General features: G+C 67.6%; 23 protein-coding genes. 13 read left to right on the forward strand and 10 right to left on the reverse strand.

What is annotated here, in order from left to right:
* Nucleotides 1–45 precede the first annotated feature (45 nt).
* A complete protein-coding gene (locus tag AKJ08_RS15085) occupies nt 46–546 on the forward strand; it encodes a winged helix-turn-helix transcriptional regulator (RefSeq protein ID WP_050726824.1) in 501 nt (166 codons plus the stop codon).
* Here the strand turns inward: AKJ08_RS15085 and AKJ08_RS15090 are convergent.
* The gene (locus tag AKJ08_RS15090) at nt 543–1,298 is read right to left on the reverse strand and encodes a glutathione S-transferase family protein (protein ID WP_338062167.1); all 756 of its coding nucleotides are present in this window, start codon (nt 1,296–1,298) and stop codon (nt 543–545) included. The two genes, AKJ08_RS15085 and AKJ08_RS15090, sit on opposite strands and share 4 nt — an antisense overlap.
* Between AKJ08_RS15090 and AKJ08_RS15095 the strand changes: the two genes are divergently transcribed.
* Nucleotides 1,288–1,878, forward strand: a complete 591-nt coding sequence (locus tag AKJ08_RS15095; RefSeq protein ID WP_050726825.1) for a TetR/AcrR family transcriptional regulator — start codon at nt 1,288–1,290, stop codon at nt 1,876–1,878. The genes AKJ08_RS15090 and AKJ08_RS15095 overlap by 11 nt on opposite strands.
* 144 nt (nt 1,879–2,022) lie before the next feature.
* Complete coding sequence (locus AKJ08_RS15100; RefSeq protein ID WP_050726826.1) at nt 2,023–2,781, forward strand: SDR family oxidoreductase; 759 nt, start codon at nt 2,023–2,025, stop codon at nt 2,779–2,781.
* A 49-nt stretch (nt 2,782–2,830) separates the two neighbouring features.
* On the opposite strand, the gene AKJ08_RS15105 is transcribed toward AKJ08_RS15100, so the two are convergent.
* Nucleotides 2,831–3,277 carry a VOC family protein gene (locus AKJ08_RS15105; protein WP_050726827.1) on the reverse strand — a complete coding sequence of 149 codons (447 nt, stop codon included), beginning with the start codon at nt 3,275–3,277 and terminating at the stop codon, nt 2,831–2,833.
* Between the two features lie 60 nt (nt 3,278–3,337).
* Here AKJ08_RS15105 and AKJ08_RS15110 point away from each other — a divergent pair, with 60 nt between their 5' ends.
* The 6 genes from AKJ08_RS15110 (at nt 3,338) to AKJ08_RS15135 (ending at nt 8,273) form a co-directional block, all read left to right on the forward strand.
* Nucleotides 3,338–4,483 carry a sensor histidine kinase gene (locus AKJ08_RS15110; protein ID WP_050726828.1) on the forward strand — a complete coding sequence of 382 codons (1,146 nt, stop codon included), beginning with the start codon at nt 3,338–3,340 and terminating at the stop codon, nt 4,481–4,483.
* A complete protein-coding gene (locus AKJ08_RS15115; RefSeq protein ID WP_050726829.1) occupies nt 4,480–5,124 on the forward strand; it encodes a response regulator in 645 nt (214 codons plus the stop codon). Before AKJ08_RS15110 ends, AKJ08_RS15115 begins: the two co-directional genes overlap by 4 nt.
* Before the next feature lie 147 nt (nt 5,125–5,271).
* Entirely contained in the window at nt 5,272–5,898 is a 627-nt protein-coding gene (locus tag AKJ08_RS15120) for a DUF2306 domain-containing protein (RefSeq protein WP_205624736.1), read from the forward strand.
* A gap of 22 nt (nt 5,899–5,920) precedes the next feature.
* Nucleotides 5,921–6,286, forward strand: coding sequence for a hypothetical protein (locus tag AKJ08_RS15125; RefSeq protein ID WP_157370737.1), 366 nt, complete (start codon nt 5,921–5,923; stop codon nt 6,284–6,286).
* 114 nt (nt 6,287–6,400) lie between these two features.
* A complete protein-coding gene (locus AKJ08_RS15130; RefSeq protein ID WP_157370738.1) occupies nt 6,401–7,357 on the forward strand; it encodes a hypothetical protein in 957 nt (318 codons plus the stop codon).
* A 196-nt stretch (nt 7,358–7,553) separates the two neighbouring features.
* On the forward strand, nt 7,554–8,273 hold the full coding sequence (locus tag AKJ08_RS15135) for a hypothetical protein (RefSeq protein WP_157370739.1): 720 nt from the start codon (nt 7,554–7,556) through the stop codon (nt 8,271–8,273).
* 120 nt (nt 8,274–8,393) lie between these two features.
* On the opposite strand, the gene AKJ08_RS15140 is transcribed toward AKJ08_RS15135, so the two are convergent.
* Nucleotides 8,394–9,206: a pirin family protein gene (locus AKJ08_RS15140; protein WP_082343224.1), complete on the reverse strand. Its 813-nt coding sequence runs from the start codon at nt 9,204–9,206 to the stop codon at nt 8,394–8,396.
* 66 nt (nt 9,207–9,272) lie between these two features.
* On the opposite strand from AKJ08_RS15140, the gene AKJ08_RS15145 reads away from it, so the two are divergent.
* Together AKJ08_RS15145 and AKJ08_RS15150 are read left to right on the forward strand one after the other, a co-directional pair.
* Nucleotides 9,273–10,088, forward strand: a complete 816-nt coding sequence (locus AKJ08_RS15145; protein WP_050726834.1) for a LysR family transcriptional regulator — start codon at nt 9,273–9,275, stop codon at nt 10,086–10,088.
* A 151-nt stretch (nt 10,089–10,239) separates the two neighbouring features.
* Nucleotides 10,240–12,342 carry a choice-of-anchor J domain-containing protein gene (locus tag AKJ08_RS15150; RefSeq protein ID WP_050726835.1) on the forward strand — a complete coding sequence of 701 codons (2,103 nt, stop codon included), beginning with the start codon at nt 10,240–10,242 and terminating at the stop codon, nt 12,340–12,342.
* A gap of 53 nt (nt 12,343–12,395) precedes the next feature.
* On the opposite strand, the gene AKJ08_RS15155 is transcribed toward AKJ08_RS15150, so the two are convergent.
* Nucleotides 12,396–13,574, reverse strand: coding sequence for an MBL fold metallo-hydrolase (locus AKJ08_RS15155; RefSeq protein ID WP_050726836.1), 1,179 nt, complete (start codon nt 13,572–13,574; stop codon nt 12,396–12,398).
* On the reverse strand, nt 13,574–14,167 hold the full coding sequence (locus AKJ08_RS15160) for a TetR/AcrR family transcriptional regulator (protein ID WP_050726837.1): 594 nt from the start codon (nt 14,165–14,167) through the stop codon (nt 13,574–13,576). Before AKJ08_RS15160 ends, AKJ08_RS15155 begins: the two co-directional genes overlap by 1 nt.
* Nucleotides 14,168–14,235: 68 nt before the next feature.
* Here AKJ08_RS15160 and AKJ08_RS15165 point away from each other — a divergent pair, with 68 nt between their 5' ends.
* Nucleotides 14,236–14,931 (forward strand): NAD(P)H-binding protein, encoded by a 696-nt coding sequence (locus AKJ08_RS15165; RefSeq protein WP_050726838.1) that lies wholly within the window; start codon nt 14,236–14,238, stop codon nt 14,929–14,931.
* Nucleotides 14,932–14,953: 22 nt separating this feature from the next.
* Here AKJ08_RS15165 and AKJ08_RS15170 read toward each other — a convergent pair whose 3' ends face one another.
* The 3 genes from AKJ08_RS15170 to AKJ08_RS15180 all read right to left on the reverse strand — a co-directional run bounded on the left by AKJ08_RS15170 (nt 14,954) and on the right by AKJ08_RS15180 (nt 16,905).
* A complete protein-coding gene (locus AKJ08_RS15170; protein WP_050726839.1) occupies nt 14,954–15,376 on the reverse strand; it encodes an arsenate reductase ArsC in 423 nt (140 codons plus the stop codon).
* A gap of 3 nt (nt 15,377–15,379) precedes the next feature.
* Entirely contained in the window at nt 15,380–16,495 is a 1,116-nt protein-coding gene (arsB, locus tag AKJ08_RS15175) for an ACR3 family arsenite efflux transporter (protein ID WP_050726840.1), read from the reverse strand.
* A 62-nt stretch (nt 16,496–16,557) separates the two neighbouring features.
* Entirely contained in the window at nt 16,558–16,905 is a 348-nt protein-coding gene (locus AKJ08_RS15180; protein WP_050726841.1) for an ArsR/SmtB family transcription factor, read from the reverse strand.
* 90 nt (nt 16,906–16,995) lie between these two features.
* Between AKJ08_RS15180 and AKJ08_RS15185 the strand changes: the two genes are divergently transcribed.
* Entirely contained in the window at nt 16,996–17,856 is an 861-nt protein-coding gene (locus AKJ08_RS15185; RefSeq protein ID WP_050726842.1) for a CheR family methyltransferase, read from the forward strand.
* A 91-nt stretch (nt 17,857–17,947) separates the two neighbouring features.
* Here the strand turns inward: AKJ08_RS15185 and AKJ08_RS15190 are convergent, their stop codons facing one another.
* Both AKJ08_RS15190 and AKJ08_RS15195 read right to left on the reverse strand, forming a co-directional pair.
* Nucleotides 17,948–18,607, reverse strand: a complete 660-nt coding sequence (locus AKJ08_RS15190) for an NADPH-dependent FMN reductase (protein WP_050726843.1) — start codon at nt 18,605–18,607, stop codon at nt 17,948–17,950.
* A 15-nt stretch (nt 18,608–18,622) separates the two neighbouring features.
* Nucleotides 18,623–19,318, reverse strand: a complete 696-nt coding sequence (locus AKJ08_RS15195; RefSeq protein ID WP_050726844.1) for a pirin family protein — start codon at nt 19,316–19,318, stop codon at nt 18,623–18,625.
* Nucleotides 19,319–19,396: the final 78 nt, after the last annotated feature.

Genomic DNA, 19,396 nt, shown 5'->3' on the forward strand with positions numbered 1-19,396 from the left:
GCCTACTTCCACCAGTTGCGTGCTGCAAGTGGAGATCTCGGGAGAATGACCGTGCCGCAGAAGGGGCGCTCTGGCTGTCCGATCAACCTGACGCTCGAACAGCTCGGCGACCGCTGGAGCCTGATCGTGATCCGCGACCTCATGTTCGGGAACCGGCGCACCTACGGGGAGCTGCTCGCGCAGAGTGAAGAAGGCATCGCCTCGAACATCCTCGCAGACCGGCTGAAGCGCCTGACCGCCTCCGGTCTACTCACGCGACGTCCCGATCCGAATCACCGGCAGAAGGGGATCTACAGCCTCACGGAAGCGGCCATCCAGCTCGTGCCCCTGCTCGCGCACATGGCCGCCTGGGGCCGGCGGCACACGCGCCCGAGCAGGGAATTGTCCGTGCGAGCGGAGCTGCTGGAAGCGGGTGGCCCGCCGCTCTGGAACGCCTTCATGGACGAGCTCCGCCACCTGCACCTGGGCGCGCCGCGTCCGGCGCGCTCGGTTTTCGGCGAGCTGCAGGCCGCCTACGAGAAGGCGATGGCGCGCCGTACTCGCTAGGGCTGAGGCGGCGCGTGCTTCGCGAACGCCGCCATCTGCGCCTCGAGTGCCCTCTGGAATGCAGGCCGCGCTTCGCACCGCTTGCGGTACGCCTCGAGGTTCGGGAACTGAGCGACGAGCTCCGTATGGCGGAGCATGCGCAGCACCGTCGTCACCAGCAGGTCGCCCGCCGTGAAGCGGTCCTCGAGGTAGTCGCGATCGCCGAGCCAGGTCGACAGCGAGGTCAGGCGGTTCATCACGAGGTCGACGAGCGCGGGACGGCGGATCTTCGCCCACTCCTCGTCCTTGTACAGGAGGTCGACCTGCGCGAGGTTGATGATGGCCGGTTCGATCGAGTTCACCGCGGCGAACATCCACGCGTGCATGCGCGCTCGGCCGACGGGGTCGCGCGGCATCAGCGCCTCCGACCGCTCTGCGAAGTGCAGGACGATCGCGCCGGATTCGAAGAGCTTCAGCCCTTCGTCTTCGATCGCCGGCACCTGGCCGAACGGCTGGAGCTTCCGGTAGGCCTCTGACCGCTGGTCATCCGGGCCAAGCAGAACCTCCTCGTACGGCATGCCCGCCTCTTCGAGCGCCCAGCGCACGCGAAGGTCGCGCACGAGGCCTTGAATCGTCGGTGGAACCCAGCGGAGTGCATAGAGCTTGATCATTCGGTCTCTCCTTTCGAGCAGCGCGATCTTGACCCGCATCAATAGATGTTCAAGAACATCTTCTCGCTTGCTACTGCTCGGGAGGGACGAGATGCCGTACACGGCCGCACACAAGCAGCGAACGCGGGAGAGGATCGTCGAGAGCGCTCGCGTCCTCTTCAATCGGAACGGTTTCGAACAAGTCTCCATCGACGCCGTGATGGAGGGCGCAGGCCTCACCCGCGGCGGGTTCTACCGGCACTTCTCCAGCAAGAGCGAGCTCTACGCAGCCGCCGTCGAGAGCTTCAAGTCGAGCAACCCGTTTCGGCGTCGCCTCGCCTCGAAGGGCGATTCGCGACGGACGCCGCGCGAGAACGCGCGGCTGCTCGTCGAAACCTACCTGTCCGATGAGGTGCTCGCGGACACCGATCACCATTGCCCGCTCGTCGCCCTGCCCTCGGACGTCGCGCGCGCCGGCCTCGAGCCTCGAGCTTCGTACACGATGCTCGTCGAGGGCATGACCGGCACCTTTCGAGCGGCGTTTCCGATCGCCGACGCAGACGCCGAACGGAAGGCGCTCCTCGTGATCAGCCTCTGCGTCGGAGGCATGGTCCTCGCGCGAACGACCGACTGCCCGAAGCTGCGGAGGAACCTCCGCGCGGCCGCCCGTGCGCAGGCGCTCGCCATCATCGGCGAGGACTGAAAATCCGTCAGACCGCGCTGAGCCGAGCCGCCTGGATTCGAAGGCAAGGAACGGAGTTTCTTCGGATCGACGTCGGTGCAGCTTTGGTCGCGTTCACACCGGGTCAATGGAGATCCGGTGTGCACACGACCGAGGAGCAACGACATGCAGCGATTGAAGGACAAGGTTGCGATCGTAACGGGCGCGAGCTCGGGGATCGGAGCGGCGACGGCCCTGACGTTCGCCCGGGAGGGGGCGTGCGTCATGCTCGCAGGGCGCCGTCGGTCCGCACTGGATGCGCTGGTGAAGGAGATCGTGGGCAGCGGTGGCCGGGCGGCAGCGGTGGATGGCGACGTTCGCGACGACGACTACATGCGTGCATTGGTGGAGGAGACCGTCCGCCTCTTCGGAGGACTCGACGTCGCCTTCAACAACGCCGGATCGACCGGCGAGCTCGCGCCGATCGCTTCGCTTTCGGTCGAGGCGTGGCGCGAGACGATCGACGTCAACCTCACGTCCGCCTTTCTCGCAGCCCGGCATCAGGCCCCCGCGCTGGTCGCCCGCGGTGGCGGCTCGCTCATCTTCACGTCGACCTTCGTCGGCCACTCGGTGGGGATGCCGGCGATGTCGGCATATGCGGCGAGCAAGGCGGGGCTCCTCGGCCTCACGCGCTCGCTCGCGTCGGAGCTGGGCCCGCAGGGCATTCGAGTGAACGCGCTCCTTCCCGGCGCGACCGACACTCCCTCGCTCACCGCCCGCACCGAAGAGCAGCGCGCCTGGGTAGCGGGGCTCCATGCCCTCCGGCGCATTGCCACGCCCGATGAGATCGCCCGCTCGGCGCTCTACCTCGCGTCGGACGACTCGAGGTTCACCACCGGCCTGGCCCTGCTGGCGGACGGCGGGATCTCCGTGACGCGGACCTGAAGGGCGGCCCTACGCGGCCGGCAACCCCGGCCGCAAAGGCGTCGACAAGCTACTCTTCGGCGTCTGAGGATTCTCCATCGGGAGAAGCCAGCACGACGGTGTAACCGTCGGGATCTGCGATCCAGAGCTCGCGGTGCTGCGCGTTGGGGTTGACGTGCACGTCCAGGACGACGCGCGCCTGAAGCTCGCGAGCGCGAGCGACGGCGGCATCGAAGTCGTCCACTTCGAACCACAACATCACGCCGTTCCCGACGGGCTGGGCGGGATCCCCCATGTGGCCGTGATGGTGGCCCTCGTCCCACGCGTGGAGCTGAAGGAGCAGCCCGTCCGTTCCCCACTTCGTGTGGTGAAGGCGCGGATCGACCAATCGCTCGTATTCACCGCGGGAATGGCGATGCTCCGAATCGCCGTGACCGCTCATGCACCCGAGGAGACGCCGGTAGAATCGGCTCGAAGCTTCGACATCTCTGCATACGATCAAAGGCTGTGCTCGCATCGTACGTCCACGCTACCACGCGGCGGATGTGGCATCATCCGCCCCGCGAGGTAGTGACGAATGCGGGAGCAGCTTCGCCTGGCGTGGTCCGACCAGCAGGCGACTCACCAGACGGGCCCAGGCAAGCGCGATTGGGTGCTCGTCGGCGCTCTCGTCGCGACCGCCCTGGTCGAGGTGGCGGCGAGACCGGACGTGTCGGGGACGGGACCGTCCCTGTTCGCCGCCATCGGTGTCCTGGCCCCGCTGCCCTGGCGACGGTCGAGGCCGCTCGCGATGGCCTCGATCGCCTTCGGGATCGCCGCGGCTTTCTCGGCGGCACGGCTCGCGACCGGCAGGAGCGACCTCCCGGAGCTCCACACCACGTTCTTCCTCTTGCTGTTTCCCTACTCGTTGTTCCGATGGGGGACGGACCGCGAGGCCATGGCGGGGGCTCCGATCATCGTGGCCTCGTCGGTCCTGGGACTCGTCTCGAATCGCACGCCGCCGAATGACTTCCTCGCCGGCCTCGCCATCGTGCTCGCCTCCATGGCGATCGGCGCGGCCGTCCGCTATCGGGCCCGTGTGCGCGAGCATGAGGTCGAGCAGGCAAAGGCGAGCGAGCGCGAACGGATCGCCCGGGACCTCCACGACTCGGTGGCCCACCACGTCTCCGCGATCGCCATCCGAGCGCAGGCCGGCCTGGCGTTGGCGCCGACGAACCACGAGGCCGCTGTCGACGCGCTTCGCGTCATCGCGACCGAGGCCTCGCGCAGCCTCGCCGAGATGCGGTCGATCGTTCGGTTCCTGCGCGAAAGCGATTCGGCCGATCTCGCGCCTACCCCTCGCATCGCCGACCTGGAGCGTCATTTTGCCGATCGGTCGGCCGGCGCGCCATTGGTCGCCATCGACATCTCTGGCGACGTCGACGGCCTCTCGCCCACGGTCTCCGCGGCCGTCTTTCGGCTCGCTCAGGAGTCGATCACGAACGCCCGGCGGCACGCGCGGAACGCGACCCGGATCCAGGTCGAGGTCGCCGCCGACGAGGCGTCGGTGCGCCTTCGAATCTGCGACGATGGCGATCCGTCCACCTCCGCGACGGGGGGCTACGGGCTGACCGGCATGAGCGAGCGAACGGCGCTCCTGGGCGGCTCCTTCCGAGCGGGGCCGAACCCCGAGCGCGGCTGGACGGTGGCCGCCGAGCTGCCCCGGCGAGGAACGAACGCGTGAACATTCGAGTGATCGTCGCCGACGACCAGGAGATCGTCCGCACCGGACTCCAGCTGATCCTCGACGCCCAGCCCGGCATCGAGGTGGTGGGCGTCGCCGCAGACGGCGAGCGGGCCGTGGAGCTGGCCCTCGAGCTTCGCCCCGACGTGTGCCTCGTCGACATCCGGATGCCCGGCGTCGACGGAATCGAGGCGACCCGACGCCTCGCGGGCTCGAACATCGCGGTCGTCGTGATCACCACCTTCGACCACGACGACTACGTGTACGCCGCACTGAAGGCAGGCGCCCGCGGCTTCCTGCTGAAGGACGCCGGCCCCGAGCTGCTGGCCCAGGCAATCCGCGCCGCCGCGAGAGGCGACGCCCTGATCGCCCCGAACATCACCGCACGGCTCCTCTCCTCGTTCGCCGCCGCTCGGCCCGACGCGCCGCGACCGAAGCCGAGCGACGACCTCACCGACCGGGAGGAAGAGGTCCTTCTCTGCGTGGCCCGGGGGCTGACCAACGACGAGATCGCAGGCGAGCTCCGCATCAGCCTCAGCACCGCCAAGAGCCACATCGCCAGCCTCATGAACAAGCTCGGCGGCCGCAACCGGGTCGAGCTCGCGATCTGGGCCTACGAGAGCGGTCGCATCCGGGTCTGACTGGCCGAAAGTACGACGCCGCCGTCCACCTTCCGGCCCAGTCGGATTTGACCGTTGGGCCAATGGGTTCGCGGCCGCGCGCTCGATATCTCGTCGGCCATGACTCGAACGGCCGGCAAGCGAAGCAAATCTCCCTCACCGTGGCGCGTGCCCGCGCTCCTGATCGCGCTGAGCGTGATCCCGATCGTCGGCGGCGCCGCGCGCGTGGGCGAGCTGGCTGGCAATCCGGCCGTCACGGAGGAGAACGCGCGGTTCGTCGCGGCCCCCATCCCCGTGGTGCTCCACATCGTCGGCGCTAGCCTCTGGTCCCTGCTCGGCGCGTTCCAGACCTCCCCTGCCGTTCGCCGCCGCAACCCTGGCTGGCACCGCAAGACGGGCCGCGTGCTGGCTCCCCTCGGGCTCATCGTCGCCTTTACGGGCCTATGGATGACCTGCTTCTATCCGCGAGCCGCCTTCGACGGCCCGCTGGTCGATCTCTTCCGGTTCGCGGCGGGCTCGGCGATGGCCATCTCGATCGGCCTCGGCATCTCGGCGATCCGACGGCGTGACGTCTTCGCGCACGGCGCCTGGATGATTCGCGGATACGCGATCGGCCTCGGCGCCGGCACGCAGGTCCTCACCCACATTCCCTGGTTCCTGTTCCCCGGCATCCAGGGCGAGCTCAGCCGAGCGCTCTGCATGGGCGCCGGCTGGGCGATCAACGTCGCGGTGGCCGAGTGGATCATCCACAGGCGGTCCTTCCTTCGGGCGCCCTCCCCCCTCGCGATCCGATGACCGAAGCACGAAAGGAACACATATGTACCGCCGTCTGGCCGCTATTGCCGTGCTCGCCTCCACGCTTCTCTCCACCGGTTGCGCCCTGCGCCTGACCAATTTCTCTATTCTCTCCACGAAGAACAAAATGCTCGACGCCGACTCGGAGCGAGGTGAAATGGTCAAGGGATTGGACTGCGTTCCGGTCGTCCTGGTCCATTGGGGCGAGCCCAGCCTGGAGGCGGCCATCAACAAGGCGATCGAGAGCGCGGGGCCGGGCTATGACGCCCTGATCGATGGCGCGGTCTACCACCGCTACGAGTACGTCTTCTTCGGGCGCGACTGTTGGGAGGTCGAAGGAATCGCCGTATCCCGCGCGACCACCACCAAGACGACTTCGGGGCTCTAGCAGGCCCCGAAGCCCTTGCGTAGACCGAGCTCGTCGAAGGACAACAGAGGCATGTACCTCGTCGCTCACGCCTCGCGCCGAGCGCGGCTGGCGCTCTGCTCTTTGGACGCGCACATGATCCCTGAAAACGAGCTTCACGCCTCCCTTCGCTACCTGGAGTCCGACGAGGCCCTCGAGAGCCTCGCCGCCGACGCCTACTGGCCAAAATGGGACTCGCCGTGGTGGCAGATGCGGCTCCTCCACGAGCTGGGCGAGACGAAGCTCATCCCGAAGGCCGCGATCCGTGCCCACGTCGAAGCGCTCGACCGCATGCCGGTGAAGTTCTTTCCGATCGAGCCGGGCGAGCTGCCTGACGGCGTCGACCCGTTTCGCGGCACCCCTTGCCACTGCCAGCTCGGCACCGTGTACCAGGTGCTCTCTGCATGGGGAGTCGACGTCGACCGCGAGCTTCCGTGGATACGGAGCTGGCTGCTGCGCTACCAGATGCCCGACGGTGGCCTCAACTGCGACAGCGACGCATACCTCGTGAAGAACGAAGTTCCGAGCTCGATGGTCGGCACGATCTCCGCCTTCGAAGCGATCTTGCTCCACACCCCGAGGCAGTGGACGGCGGAGGAGCGAGCCTTTCTCGAACGGGGCGCCCAGTTCTTGATCGAGAGACGCCTCGTGCTGGGTTCCTCCACGCGCCGCAACGCCGCAGAGCGCGCGAGCGCCGAGCTATGGCCGCAGCTCTGCTTCCCACGCTTCTACTTCTACGACGTGCTTCGCGGGCTGTCCGCGCTCCTCGCCTGGTCCGAGAAGGTCGGCCAGCCACCGCCTGAAGCCGCCCTCGAGGTCGCCTCCACTCTGCGCGCGCGTTTTCCCGACGGCGACGTTCGCATCGGGCGCCAACCTTTCGTCGGCAACACGCGGGGTCGAGACGCGAACGGGGTATGGGAGCGCCGTCCAGCGGCGCAGTTCCCACTTTTGGTGAGCGTCAGCGAAGCGGGTCGGGTGTCACCGTTCCTCTCCCGCGAGTGGGCCCAGGCGGAGGCGCGAATCGCAGCCCTGTCCGCAAAACACGGCCCCTGACCGGCCCGAAGGATCGACAGCCAGCCCAACGGATCTCGCCCTGAGGCCCAGCTTCGCCCCAGGGGAAGCGTGCGCGGCCACCGCCTAGGGCGCCTGGGCCTGAGGCGTGCATCCGTCGAGGTCGGCCGGGCGTGACCGAGGCCACGTGCCACGCTAGCGGTAACGACGACGAAGGACCCATGGTATGAGGAGTGCGATGACCTTCAACGTTAACGTCTCGACCGGTGGGCGGCGCTCGGCTCGACCCGGTGCACGGCCGACACTTCGTGCGCTTCTCTTGACCATCCTCGCAGGCACGATCGCATCGGGATGTTCGGGCTGCTCGAGGAAACTGCAGGAGAAGGGGTTGCACCAGCACGCACTCAACATGTGCGATGCGCTGACCCACGAGAGTCCGAGCTCTTGTCGAGCGGAGGTCGAGCGCAGATTCCCCGAGTGCGGCCGGCCGTTTCTCGACATGGAGACCAACTTCGAAGCCTACGCAGAGTGCTTGGGGTTCGTTCTCCCAAAGGCCGACTCGACGCCCGCTCTATTCCTGGGCGAATGCGGGGCGCCTTTCATTTTGGCGAAGGTCTCGATTTCGCTGGCGACGACCGCTCGAACGGACGGGAGCGAACCCCGCGAGTTGGGTGGCCGGACGCAGTATGTCTCCAAAACGCCCCTGCTCAGCAAACCAGATCTAACCCATCTTCGCCTCGAAGAGCACGGAGGAGTGCGCTTCGTCCTACTAGAGGTCTCCGAGGAAGCGGCCCAAAGGCTCGAAGCAACCACCCGGGCCAACATTGGGGAATCCTTGCTGATTGCGGTGAACGGATTCGAGATTGCGCCGGAAATTACTTCGGCCATCTCCTTCGGACCGGGGCTCTTCCTGGCTGCACCGGACGCAGAGATTCAGGAATTGTGTCGAGACCCCTGAGTCGCTCCTATGGCGAAGGCAAAGGGCATTCGACGACGGCTGCCCCCCGGTTCCGACCTCAGGCCTGTCCGCAGACACCGTCCCTGATTGGCCCGAAGAATTCTCGGAAACGTGGAGCCGTCACGCGTCGGCCGAAACCTCGATCCATAGCGCAGCAGCCGCCTCGGTAGCCGCGGCCACGGCGACGCTTCCGGCGTGGACCTCCGCGCCCTCCCCCTTCTCGAGCCGCAGGCCGCTCGTCAGCGCAACGGGCGCGTCCATCGCGAGCAGATAGCCCGCGCGCCTCGGGGCGACGTCCAGTCGCTCCTCGCGCCCGGCGACGAGGTCGAGCCACCAGACCTTCGCCGGTGAGCGCATCGGCATGCCGTCGTCGCCAGCGACGAGGTGCCGCCCGCCGGCGGGAGCGAACGGGATCTCCCGGTGGAAGTACCGGGCCTCTCCGCCGTGCTCGTTCGGCCGGAACCAAATCTGCAGCATGTGCGTCTCGCCGTCCGTGTCGTTCCCTTCGGCGTGAACCATTCCGTTCCGCGCCGAGATGAGCTGCGCCTGGCGCGCACGAAGCGTCGCGCCGTGCTCCTGATCGCCATGGTGGCTGAGCTCGCCCCGGACGACGAGGCTGAGGATCTCCATCTCGCGGTGCGGATGGAGGGGGAAGCGGGAGCTCGGAGCGAAGGTCGCGTCCGCCAGGACGAGGAGCGGCCCGAAGGGGCGCCCGGCGCCGGCGTTCGGGCCGACCGTGGCGACGAAGTGGTCGCGCAGGTGAAGCCACGAGAGCTTGGTAGTGGGGAGAGACGACAACGGACGATGCTTCGGATCGGCCACGGGAGGGACTCCGGGAGAAGGGTTGCAGCCCAGGGCGGTCAAGGCGAGCCAACCGCTCGCCGCCTTGACGAAGGCTCTGCGCGAGATGCGCTCGTCGAGTTCTTCGCTCATGTCCTCTCGAATATCGCCGGCAGGTCGCGTTGAACATGCGCGCGGACGCACATAGGATGTGCGTCCATGCACGCATCGTGGGACGACATCCGGACGATCGAGGCGCTGGTCCGAACCGGAAGCCTGGCCGCCGCCGCACGTGAGCTCTCGCTACGGCACACGACCGTCTCCCGCCGCGTCGAGGCGCTCGAGCGATCGCTCGGGATGCAGCTCTTCCTCCGTGGAGCGCGCCTGCGACCCACGCCCATGGCGCTCTCGATCGCGGAGCGCGCCAGCGAAATGCGGAGCCGCGCGCACGAGATCGAAGGGCTCGTCGAGAGGGAGCGCCGGCGGGGCGAGGGCAGGCTCGTCGTCACGACCAACGAGGTCCTCTCCCCGCTGCTGTTTGGCGCGCTCCGCGCGGCAGCGCTCGACGTCCAGGTCGACGTCGTCGTCACGGACATCGAGAGGGAGCTCGAGCCCGGCGTGACGGATCTCGCCCTGAGGCCCAGCTTCGCCCCGGGCGGAAGCCTGCGCGGCCAAAGCCTCGGACGCCTGCGCCTCGGCATCTACCGGACCCGCCACGCGCGGGAGGAGTGGATCCTGCCGTCGGAGAGCCTTCGCTCTCGAGCGTCGATGAGGTGGTGGAGCGCCATCCCCGACGACGCGTCGTCGCGCCTCACCTGCGACTCACTCTTCGCCATGCGCGAGGCCTGCGTCGCCGGGCTCGGCCGCTGCGTCATCCCTTCGTTCCTGGCCGAGGGCGACTCGCGCCTCGAGCGGGTGCGGGAGGTAGAGGGGGGCACGCCGGTGTGGCTGCTCTCTCCGCCCGCCAGAGGATCGAGTCCGTCGATGCGAGCCCTCGCCGCGGCGCTACGCGCGATCCCCGGCGCCTGGGCCTGAGGATTGATCGAAGCGCCCGATCGGAGTCGGTCCTGACGGAATTCAGGGAGGTGCGAAACGGGGCCGTGTCCACGAGCCGATCGTTCCGGCCTCGAGCTTGACACGTCGATCACCGCGTGAGACTGGCGCGCACTTCGAACCTGGGATCGACATGCACGTACACCTCCGTATCGCCGTACCGCTCTGGCTCCTTGCCCTCTCGACCACTGGCTTCCTCGGATGCGGCAGCGCCGACGATACGTCGCACCAGGGAGGCAGCGGCGGCGAGTCAGGCACCTGCTCGGTGGGTGAAATCAGGTGCGCCGGACAGATCCCGCTGACGTGCAACGCCGAGGGCGCCTGGGTCGCCGGAGAGGCCTGCGAATTCGCCTGCGTCGAAGGCGACTGCACCGGCGAGTGCGTGGCCGGAAGCGAGCGGTGCGACGGACTCGTCCCGCAGCGCTGCAACGCCGAAGGCGCCTGGGTGACCGGAGAGGCCTGCCAATTCGCCTGTAGCGGGGGAGCCTGCGCCGGCGGGTGCGCGGCGGGAAGCGAGCGGTGCGACGGACTCGTCCCGCAGCGCTGCGATTCGGAGGGCGCCTGGGTCGCCGGCGAGGCCTGCGAGTACGCCTGCAGCGCGGGCGCCTGCATCGGCGCGTGCGTGCCTGGGAGCACGCAGTGCGACGGCCTCATCCCCGAGACCTGTAACGCCGAGGGCGTCTGGGTAGCCGGCGATGCTTGCGAGTACGCCTGCAGCGCGGGCGCCTGCATCGGCGCGTGCGTGCCTGGGAGCACGCAGTGCGACGGCCTCATCCCCGAGACCTGTAACGCCGAGGGCGCCTGGGTCGCAGGGGATGCCTGCGAATTCGTCTGCACCGAGGGCGGCTGCACCGGCGAATGTGTGCCCGGGACCGGGCGGTGCGAGGACCTGATCCCCGAGACCTGCAGCGCAGAGGGCGCCTGGGTCGCCGGGGATGCCTGCGAGTTCGTCTGCGCCGAGGGCGACTGTGCCGGCGAGTGCGTGCCCGGGACCGGGCGGTGCGAGGACCAGATTCCCGAGACCTGCAGCGCCGAGGGCGCCTGGGTCGCCGGGGACGCCTGCGAGTTCCTGTGCACCGCAGGCATTTGCACCGGCGAATGCGCGCCTGGCGATCAACGGTGCAGAGACGCTTCGACGGTTGAGACGTGTGACGCCACCGGGAGCTGGGCCGCGACCACCTGCCCGTATTCCTGCTCCGCTCGGCTGAACCAGTGCGCGTGCGACCCCGGCTATGTCGGCGACGGCTTTGCCTGTACGCCGATCGACTTCTGCAATGCTCTTAACGGCGGATGCTCGCCGCAGGCGACGTGCTCGCAGGTCGGCGCCACGCCGACCTGTTCCTGCAACCCGGGGTTCTACGGCGACGGGTTCTCGTGCACCGTCCCCGTGACGCTCATCGACGAAGGTTTCGACGACATCTCACAGCTCCCAGCGCGGGGCTGGTCGTTCGAGAACCTGAGCGCTCCGCCCGGAATCGTCTCCTGGTTCCAGGGCAACAACGTTTCCAACGGAGGCCCGTTCGATGCCTTCGACGGGAATGCGAACGGCTACATCGGCGTGAACTTCAACAGCACCGCGGGCTCCGGAACCATCAGCAACTGGCTCGTCTCGGAGCCGGTGAATTTCGGAGGACAGGCAGCGCTCTCGTTCTACACACGTGCGGCGGATGGCCCGACCCGCTACGCCGACCGCATCGAGGTTCGGGCCTGCCCGCAGCTACCCTGCGCCCTGCCAGAGGACAGCGGCTCCGTCGGCGACTACTCGATCCTCCTCGGCGCGGTGAACCCGACGCTCGTCTCCAACGGCTACCCCTCCGCCTGGACGCGCTTCGAGTACACCAACGCCGCCGGCATTCCCTGGTCGGGCAGCGGCCGCTTCGCGATCCGATATTTCGTCACGAACGGTGGCCCCACCGGGGCCAACAGTGACTACATCGGCATTGATCGGCTCGTCATGTCGGCAGGTGCCCCCGCGTATGCGGTGGGCGGCGTCGTGAGCGGCCTGAACGCGGGCACCGTCGTCCTTTGGCTGAACGGGAGCGAGCTGCTGACGGTCACCGGGGACGGGGCATTCTCGTTCTCCCACAGGCTCGACAGCGGCACGCCCTGGTCTGTCCGCGTCCATCAGCAGCCCCCGGGCCATTTCTGCACCATCACGACCTACGCGGGAACGATCGCGGCGGCGGACGAAGGCAGCGTCCACGTCGCATGCGTGCCGGAATCTCCCGTGCGGTGATCGCCCTGCGGGCCTCGCTGATGCAGCCCGCGAGGCCGATGGTGGGTACAACGCTATCGGGGCAGCGCAGCGGCTGGGACTCCGGTCGAAACGACCGGCCGCTGCTCGCCCGTCTCCCACGGAATTGCCGGCCACCAGCGCTCGACCGCCGGCAGGGTGTCCGGCTCGAAGGACTGGCCCGGCCGCGGCGTCACCACGGTCGACTCCGATCGCGCGGCGGCCGTCAGCGTGCGCTCCACCGGCTCGGTCCAACCGTGGTACGCGAGCTCGAGCAAGCCCCAGTGGATGGGGAGCAGGACACGACCGCGAACCATGCGGTGGGCCATCACCGCTTGCTCGGGCCCGAGATGCCAGTCCGGCCACGTGGGGTGATACTGGCCCGCTTCGATCATGGTGAGGTCGAACGGACCGAGCTTCGCGCCGATCTCGTTCATCGCCGGAAAGAGGCCGGTGTCGCCAGAGAAGTAGACGCGATGCTTGCTGCCGACGAAGGCGTAGCCTGCCCAGAGCGTCGCGTCTTTGTCGAGGACGGTGCGACCCGACGCGTGGCGCGCCGGTGTGGCCACGATCGAGAGGTCGCCGATCGGCGTCGACTCCCACCAATCGAGCTCAACGATCCGAGCTTCGGGGATGCCCCAATAGGCGAGGTGCGCACCGACGCCCAGCGGCACGATGAACGTCGTGTCCCAGCTCTTCATCGCGGCGAGCGTGGGGTAGTCGCAATGATCGTAGTGGTCGTGCGAGATCACGACCGCATCGATGTGCGGAAGGTCCGCGAGCGGCACGAGCGGCTCGAACCACCGCGTGGGTCCGATGCCGTCGATGGGTCCTACCCTCTCGCTCCAGACCGGATCGGTCAACACGCGATACCCGTCGATCTCGACGAGCGTGGTCGAGTGCCCGAGCCACGTGACGCGCAACCCCGAGGGCGGCGCCTGGGCGAAGGTCTTGGGATCGACGGGGCTCGTCGGCATCGGTTCCGCGGGGCGGCGCGGCGGACTCGGATCGCGCATGGCCGCGAGCGATCTCCAGAGATCGTTCACGAGCGGCTCGGGATTCTCGAAGTGGCCGTCCTTCCACTGCGGCGAGTGCACCATGCGCTCGCGCCGAGCGCCGGTGGCCCGATGACCGAACGCGGTCCAGCCGTCGATCACAGCGAGCACGATGGCCAAGAGAAGTGCGGCGCCCGTCCAAACGAGGACCATGCGAACCACGCGACCGATCTTCGCCATCACGACTTGCCTGCGAGCGGCGCGCAGATCGCACGCGCGGCCACGCCGAAGCGTTCGCAGAAATCCTGGCGCGATGCGGCGAGATACTTGAGGCCGCGCGCTGTCGCGTGGAGCACGTCGGCGAGCTGACGCGCCGAGAGGCCCGCGCCCTTGTAGCCTGCGACGAGTCCGCTCGAACGAATGGCCTTGGTGACGGCTTCTACGAAGCGTTCATCGTAGTCGGCGACGATTGTTCCGACGACCTCTTTGCTCGCCTCCACGAGATCCGAAGCGCCTGCGCCAAAGAGCCCGACGTACCTGCCGGTCCACGCGTCGAAAGCCCCGACAAGCCGAGCTTCGAACGGCTGATCGGATCTCGCGAGCGCCTCGGTCACCCCTTCGAGCGCGTCGCTCAGAATGGTCTGCAGAGCCTCGCGAAAGAGATCTTCCTTCGTCGCGAAGTGGAGGTAGAGCCCTTGCCTCGACACGCCGGCCGCCCGCGCGACCTCGTCCATCGACGTCTTTCGGAAGCCGTAGCGTGCGAAGACGCCGAATGCTGCCTCGAGAAGCTTCCGCTTCCTCGCCTGATCCCCTGCGTTGGACTCGGTTGTCATAGTGGACCAACTTGACAGTAAGTGACCACCTTGTCAAGTTGGCCCCAGATAGGCGAAAGGACGACGAGATGAAGGTCATTGTTTTCGGGGCCACTGGCATGGTCGGCCAGGGCGTACTGCGTGAGTGCTTGCTCGATCCGGGTATCACCGAGGTCGTCGTGGTTGCTCGGAGCTCGACGGGTCAGACGGATCCGAAGCTCCGCGAGATCATCGTGCCCAACGTCGGCGACCTCTCGGCGATCGAGCGAAATCTCACCGATCTCGACGCTTGCTTCTTCTGCCTCGGCGTCTCCTCGGCCGGCATGAACGAAGAGGCCTACCTGCGCGTCACCTACGACATCGCCGTCTCGGTGGCCAAGACGCTCGCGAAGACGAGCCCGCAGATGACGTTCGTGTTCGTGTCCGGCGCCGGCACGGACAGCACGGAGAAGGGTCGCGTCATGTGGGCGCGCGTGAAGGGAGCGACGGAGAACGCCATCCTCGCCCTTCCCTTCGCCGCTTCCTACGCCGTGCGTCCCGCGTTCATCCAGCCGCTCCACGGCATCAAGTCGAAGACGAAGCTCTACCGAGCCATCTATGCCGTCCTCGCCCCGCTCACTCCGGTCTTCGACGCCCTCATCCCTGGCTCGGTGACGACCACGGAGCGCGTAGGCCGCGCGATGATCCGCCTTGCTCGCGAGGGCGCCCCGAAGCGCGTGCTCGAGCGCAAGGAGCTCGACGCGCTCGGACGAGTCGGCGCCCAGAAGGCCGCGAAGGTGACCTAAGGGAGCACGCCCGCCCGACGGTTCAGCTCGAGACGTCGCGGAAGCCCTCGAGCATGGACTGGATCGTGTCCCGGGCTGTGCGAAAGCGCGTGAGCATCTCCTCCCGCGAGAACGACGGGTCCTTGCTCGCCGGGTCGGGGATCGGCCAGTGCAGCCTCCGAGCCTTGCCGAGGAACATCGGGCAGACTTCCTCGGCGCAGAGCGTGATGACCGTGCCCACGTCGGCGGCGTCGATCGTTTGAACCGACTTCGAGTGGTGCGTCGTCAGGTCCACGCCGACCTCGCGCATCACCTCGATGGCGTACGGGTTCACGCTGGACGGCTCGCTGCCGGCGCTCTGCACGCCGATGCGCGAACCGAACAGCTTGCGTGCGAGTCCCTCGGCCATCTGGCTGCGCGCGGAGTTGGCGACGCAAAGGAAGAGGATCGTCTTATCGGCGTTCATCGTTCAGGCCCTGCTCTCGGGAGCGCCCGGTACAGCACATGCGGGTGCCGCGACCTCGAGCGAGGTGCTGGGAAAGAAGCGACGCTGCGCCCAGAGGGCGACGTTCACGAGGCCGATGAGGACGGGCACTTCGACGAGCGGCCCGATCACGGCGGCGAAGGCTGCCCCGCTGTGGATGCCGAAGCTCGCGATGGCGACGGCGATGGCGAGCTCGAAGTTGTTGGACGCTGCGGTGAACGAGAGCGTGGCGGTTTGCTTGTAGTCGGCGCCAACGCGCTTGCTCATGAAGAACGACACCGCGAACATGACCACGAAGTAGATGAGCAGCGGGACCGCGATCCGCAGGACGTCGAGCGGCAACTGGACGATGGCCTCGCCCTTGAGCGAGAACATCACGACAATCGTGAAGAGCAGGGACACCAGCGTGACCGGCCCGATCCGCGGCACGAAGCGCGTCTCGTACCACTCGCGGCCCTTCGCGCCGACCAGCGCGCGCCGGGTGAGGAAGCCCCCGGCGAAGGGGATGCCGAGGTAGATGGCGACGCTCTTGGCAATGTCCACGATGGTGATGTCGATCACCGTGGCCTCGAGCCCGAGCCAGGTCGGCACGAGCGTAGCGAAGACGTACGCGTACACCGAGAAGAAGAGCACCTGGAAGATGGAGTTGAACGCGACGAGTCCGGCGCAGTACTCGGTGTCGCCCTTGGCGAGGTCGTTCCACACGATCACCATCGCGATGCAGCGCGCGAGGCCGATGAGGATGAGGCCGAGCATGTACTCGGGCTTGTCGCGCAGGAACACGACCGCGAGCCCGAACATCAAGAGCGGGCCGATGAGCCAGTTCTGCACCAGGGACAGCGTGAGCACCCGCTTGTTGCGGAAGACCTTCCCCAGCTCCTCGTAGCGAACCTTCGCGAGCGGCGGGTACATCATCAGGACGAGCCCGATCGCGATAGGAATCGAGGTCGTCCCTACGCTCATCCCGTTCAGGGCGGTCGTAAAGCCCGGAGCTACGAAGCCGAGCGCGATCCCGAGCGCCATCGCCGCGAAGATCCAAAACGTCAGGTAGCGATCGAGGAACGAGAGCTTGCCGAGTAGTCCGGCATTCGTGTTGGTCATTGGGTGTCAGTCTATTTCGCCTATCGGCGATGAACGATTAAACAGGCGAACGAAACCCGGCATCACAGGCCCCCGACGAGGGCCCGCAAGCGCCGGAGCGCGCTGGGCTCGATGCAGTAGCAGACACGTGGCCCATCCACCTCGCCGCGGATGAGGCCGGCCCCCTTCAGCACCTTGAGGTGCTGCGAGACCGTGGACTGCGCCAGGGGCAGCTCCTCCACGATGTCGCCGCAGATGCAGGCGTCCTTGCGGATCAGGATTCGGAGGATCTTCACGCGCGCCGGGTGGCCGAGCGCTTTGGCGAGGCCGGCGAGCTCTTCGTCGGCCTCGTCCCCTTCGACGGGCCTGAGGTCCGACTGGTCATTGGCTGGCGGGCAGCAAGGCTCGGTAGCCTGGTCGGCGCTTCTCATCGTAGTTCTACGATAAACGGATAGCCTAGGTCCGTCAACCCTGCGCCAGGGTCGACCGGCGGAGAATCGAAGACCAACCTTCGAGCGAGGATGACCCAGCGCCGATCAGCCCACGATGGAATCGCGCCGACGAGCGATCGCGCTACGGTCGCCTTTCTCCAGTGGGCGCTCCCGCGGATCGGGCTCCGGTGGGGAGGTTACCGCAAGGTGCGGGGCACCGTTCGGAAGCGGCTCGTGCGCCGCCTTCGGGCGCTCGGCCTACCAAATCTAAGCGCGTACCGCGCGCACCTGGACGCCCACCCCGACGAGTGGGGCATCTTCGAGACGATGTGCCGGATCCCGATCTCGCGCTTCTATCGCGATCGGGCCGTGTTCGAGCGGCTTCTGCACGAGGTCCTGCCTGCGCTGGCGAGCGCCGCGGCCCGCGAAAAGAGATCCTCCGTGCGCATCTGGAGCGCCGGTTGCGCATCCGGCGAAGAGCCGTACACGATCGCGATTCTCTGGCACCTCGCGATGGAGCCGGCGCGTCCGGCGCTCGACCTCCTCGCTACCGATGTGAGCGAGGAGATGATCGCGCGGGCCGAGCGCGGCATCTACCGCGAGAGCAGTCTCCGAGAGCTGCCCATGCGGCTCCGCGAACGCGCATTCGTTCGCGAGCCCAGCGGTCAGATGCGTGTCCGCGAAGAGCTGCGCCGAGGGATTGTGTTTCGGCGAGAAGACCTCCGAGCTTCGATGCCCGAGGGGCCGTTCGATCTCATCCTCTGCCGAAACCTCGCCTTCACATACTTCGACGAGCCAACGCAGCTCCGGATCGCCAAAGATCTCGTCGCGCGCCTCCGGAGCGGCGCCGCCCTCGTAGTGGGTAGTCACGAAGCGCTGCCCGCCGACCTGCCGGAAGTCGTGAGGCGCGCTCCGAGCATCTACGAGCGCCGACCCCTCGGCGCTCCCTAGGGTCGAGGCCCCTTCCCAAAAAAGGGCTCGCTCGCCGCTTGGCTGGCGCGGAAGCACGATCATCGTGTGCTCAAGGACGCCCCTGCGACTCTCAGTCGGGTGCGGGATCCACTCGGTCCGCGGCGGCCCCCGGGGGCTCGCCGAGGAACTCGACCCACTCGCGCTTGATGCAGGGATAGTGCTTCGCCGCCTCGGCGAGCGAGAGGAACGCCTTCAGGCTCTTCTCGAAGCGGGCGTGCAGCGCCGGGTCGGCGAGCTCGTCTCCTTCGAACGCCTTGTGTGCCATCGAGAGGGAGAACATGTCGGGGTAGATCCGCGCTCCCTGGTGCTCGAGCGGAACGCGCAGCGCCCATAGGCCTCGATTCCCGCCGACGAGCGAGGGGGACGCCGAGAGGAGCATTCCGTGGCGCCCGTCGAAGGGCTGGGGACGGAATCGCGAGGTCCAGTCGATCAGATTCTTGATCGTGCCCGGCATCGAGGCGTTGTACTCCGGTGACGAGATGACGAACGCGTCGCTCTCGAGGAGCCTGCGCTGCAGCTCGCGTGCGCCGGGGGGGATGCCGTCGCGGGCCTCCCCATCGCCGTCGTAGAGCGGGACGTCGAAGTCGTGCATCGACGCAAGGTCCACCGAGGCGCCCGCACGCTCCGCGACGCGGGCCGCGAGCGCGGCGAGCTTTCCGTTGAGCGACTCGCGCCGAAGAGACGCCGAGAACACGAGCACCTTGAGGCCGGGCGAAGGTCGATTTTCCATGGCTGCTCCCTTGGCTTACGCGAGGTCGAAGAGTAGCGCCTCTGCGGGCTCCCGTGCGGCGATCACGAGACGTTCCTCTTCCGACACGGCGGCGCCATCGCCAGCCCGCAGCTCCACGCCGTTCAGCTCCACGATCCCGCGCGCGACCTGGAGCCAGGCATGCCTGCCGGGAGCGATCTCGTGGGCCACGCTCTCGCCCTCGGAGAGGAGCGTGCCGAAGATCTTCACGTCCTGGTGGATCCGGAGCGAGCCCTGCTCGCCCGTCGGCGAGACCAACACGCGGAGCACGCCTCGCCGCTCCTCCTCGGAGAACGCCTTCTGCTCGTAGCCTGGAGGGAGGCCGCCCTTCTCCGGGAGGATCCAGATCTGGAGGAAATGGACCTCCTCGTCAGAGGGATTCGTTTCGCTGTGCATCACGCCGGTGCCGGCAGTCATCCGCTGCACCTCACCCGGTCGCAGCACGCCCGCGGAGCCCGTGCTGTCGCGGTGCTCCAGCGCCCCGGACAGGACATAGGAGATGATCTCCATGTCGCGGTGGCCGTGGCGTCCGAAGCCGTTGCGGGCCTCGACCCGATCCTCGTTGATCACGCGAAGCGCCCGGAAGCCCATGTGCTTCGGGTCATGGTAGTCCGCGAACGAGAAGGTGTGGCTGCTCCGCAGCCAACCGTGATCGGCGTGTCCGCGGTCCGTGGCTCTCCGAATCGTCAGCATGTTCTCTCCTTGGATCTGCGACGCAGCTCGCGCCGCAGCGCTTTCGTCGTCTCAGGCACCAACCTGGTCGAAACTAGC

The organism is Vulgatibacter incomptus (assembly GCF_001263175.1).
Lineage (GTDB): Bacteria > Myxococcota > Myxococcia > Myxococcales > Vulgatibacteraceae > Vulgatibacter > Vulgatibacter incomptus.

What these genes read in the sequence shown, in the direction of transcription:
- AKJ08_RS15150 (WP_050726835.1), top strand. Translation starts at nt 10,240, where the DNA reads ATGCACGTACACCTCCGTATCGCCGTACCGCTCTGGCTCCTTGCCCTC.
- AKJ08_RS15170 (WP_050726839.1), bottom strand. Translation starts at nt 15,376, where the DNA reads ATGAACGCCGATAAGACGATCCTCTTCCTTTGCGTCGCCAACTCCGCG.
- AKJ08_RS15155 (WP_050726836.1), bottom strand. Translation starts at nt 13,574, where the DNA reads ATGGCGAAGATCGGTCGCGTGGTTCGCATGGTCCTCGTTTGGACGGGC.
- AKJ08_RS15085 (WP_050726824.1), top strand. Translation starts at nt 46, where the DNA reads ATGACCGTGCCGCAGAAGGGGCGCTCTGGCTGTCCGATCAACCTGACG.
- AKJ08_RS15180 (WP_050726841.1), bottom strand. Translation starts at nt 16,905, where the DNA reads ATGAGAAGCGCCGACCAGGCTACCGAGCCTTGCTGCCCGCCAGCCAAT.
- AKJ08_RS15160 (WP_050726837.1), bottom strand. Translation starts at nt 14,167, where the DNA reads ATGACAACCGAGTCCAACGCAGGGGATCAGGCGAGGAAGCGGAAGCTT.
- AKJ08_RS15185 (WP_050726842.1), top strand. Translation starts at nt 16,996, where the DNA reads ATGACCCAGCGCCGATCAGCCCACGATGGAATCGCGCCGACGAGCGAT.
- AKJ08_RS15105 (WP_050726827.1), bottom strand. Translation starts at nt 3,277, where the DNA reads ATGCGAGCACAGCCTTTGATCGTATGCAGAGATGTCGAAGCTTCGAGC.
- AKJ08_RS15140 (WP_082343224.1), bottom strand. Translation starts at nt 9,206, where the DNA reads ATGAGCGAAGAACTCGACGAGCGCATCTCGCGCAGAGCCTTCGTCAAG.
- AKJ08_RS15110 (WP_050726828.1), top strand. Translation starts at nt 3,338, where the DNA reads ATGCGGGAGCAGCTTCGCCTGGCGTGGTCCGACCAGCAGGCGACTCAC.
- AKJ08_RS15135 (WP_157370739.1), top strand. Translation starts at nt 7,554, where the DNA reads ATGACCTTCAACGTTAACGTCTCGACCGGTGGGCGGCGCTCGGCTCGA.
- arsB (WP_050726840.1), bottom strand. Translation starts at nt 16,495, where the DNA reads ATGACCAACACGAATGCCGGACTACTCGGCAAGCTCTCGTTCCTCGAT.
- AKJ08_RS15130 (WP_157370738.1), top strand. Translation starts at nt 6,401, where the DNA reads ATGATCCCTGAAAACGAGCTTCACGCCTCCCTTCGCTACCTGGAGTCC.
- AKJ08_RS15195 (WP_050726844.1), bottom strand. Translation starts at nt 19,318, where the DNA reads ATGCTGACGATTCGGAGAGCCACGGACCGCGGACACGCCGATCACGGT.
- AKJ08_RS15190 (WP_050726843.1), bottom strand. Translation starts at nt 18,607, where the DNA reads ATGGAAAATCGACCTTCGCCCGGCCTCAAGGTGCTCGTGTTCTCGGCG.
- AKJ08_RS15125 (WP_157370737.1), top strand. Translation starts at nt 5,921, where the DNA reads ATGTACCGCCGTCTGGCCGCTATTGCCGTGCTCGCCTCCACGCTTCTC.
- AKJ08_RS15145 (WP_050726834.1), top strand. Translation starts at nt 9,273, where the DNA reads ATGCACGCATCGTGGGACGACATCCGGACGATCGAGGCGCTGGTCCGA.
- AKJ08_RS15100 (WP_050726826.1), top strand. Translation starts at nt 2,023, where the DNA reads ATGCAGCGATTGAAGGACAAGGTTGCGATCGTAACGGGCGCGAGCTCG.
- AKJ08_RS15165 (WP_050726838.1), top strand. Translation starts at nt 14,236, where the DNA reads ATGAAGGTCATTGTTTTCGGGGCCACTGGCATGGTCGGCCAGGGCGTA.
- AKJ08_RS15095 (WP_050726825.1), top strand. Translation starts at nt 1,288, where the DNA reads ATGCCGTACACGGCCGCACACAAGCAGCGAACGCGGGAGAGGATCGTC.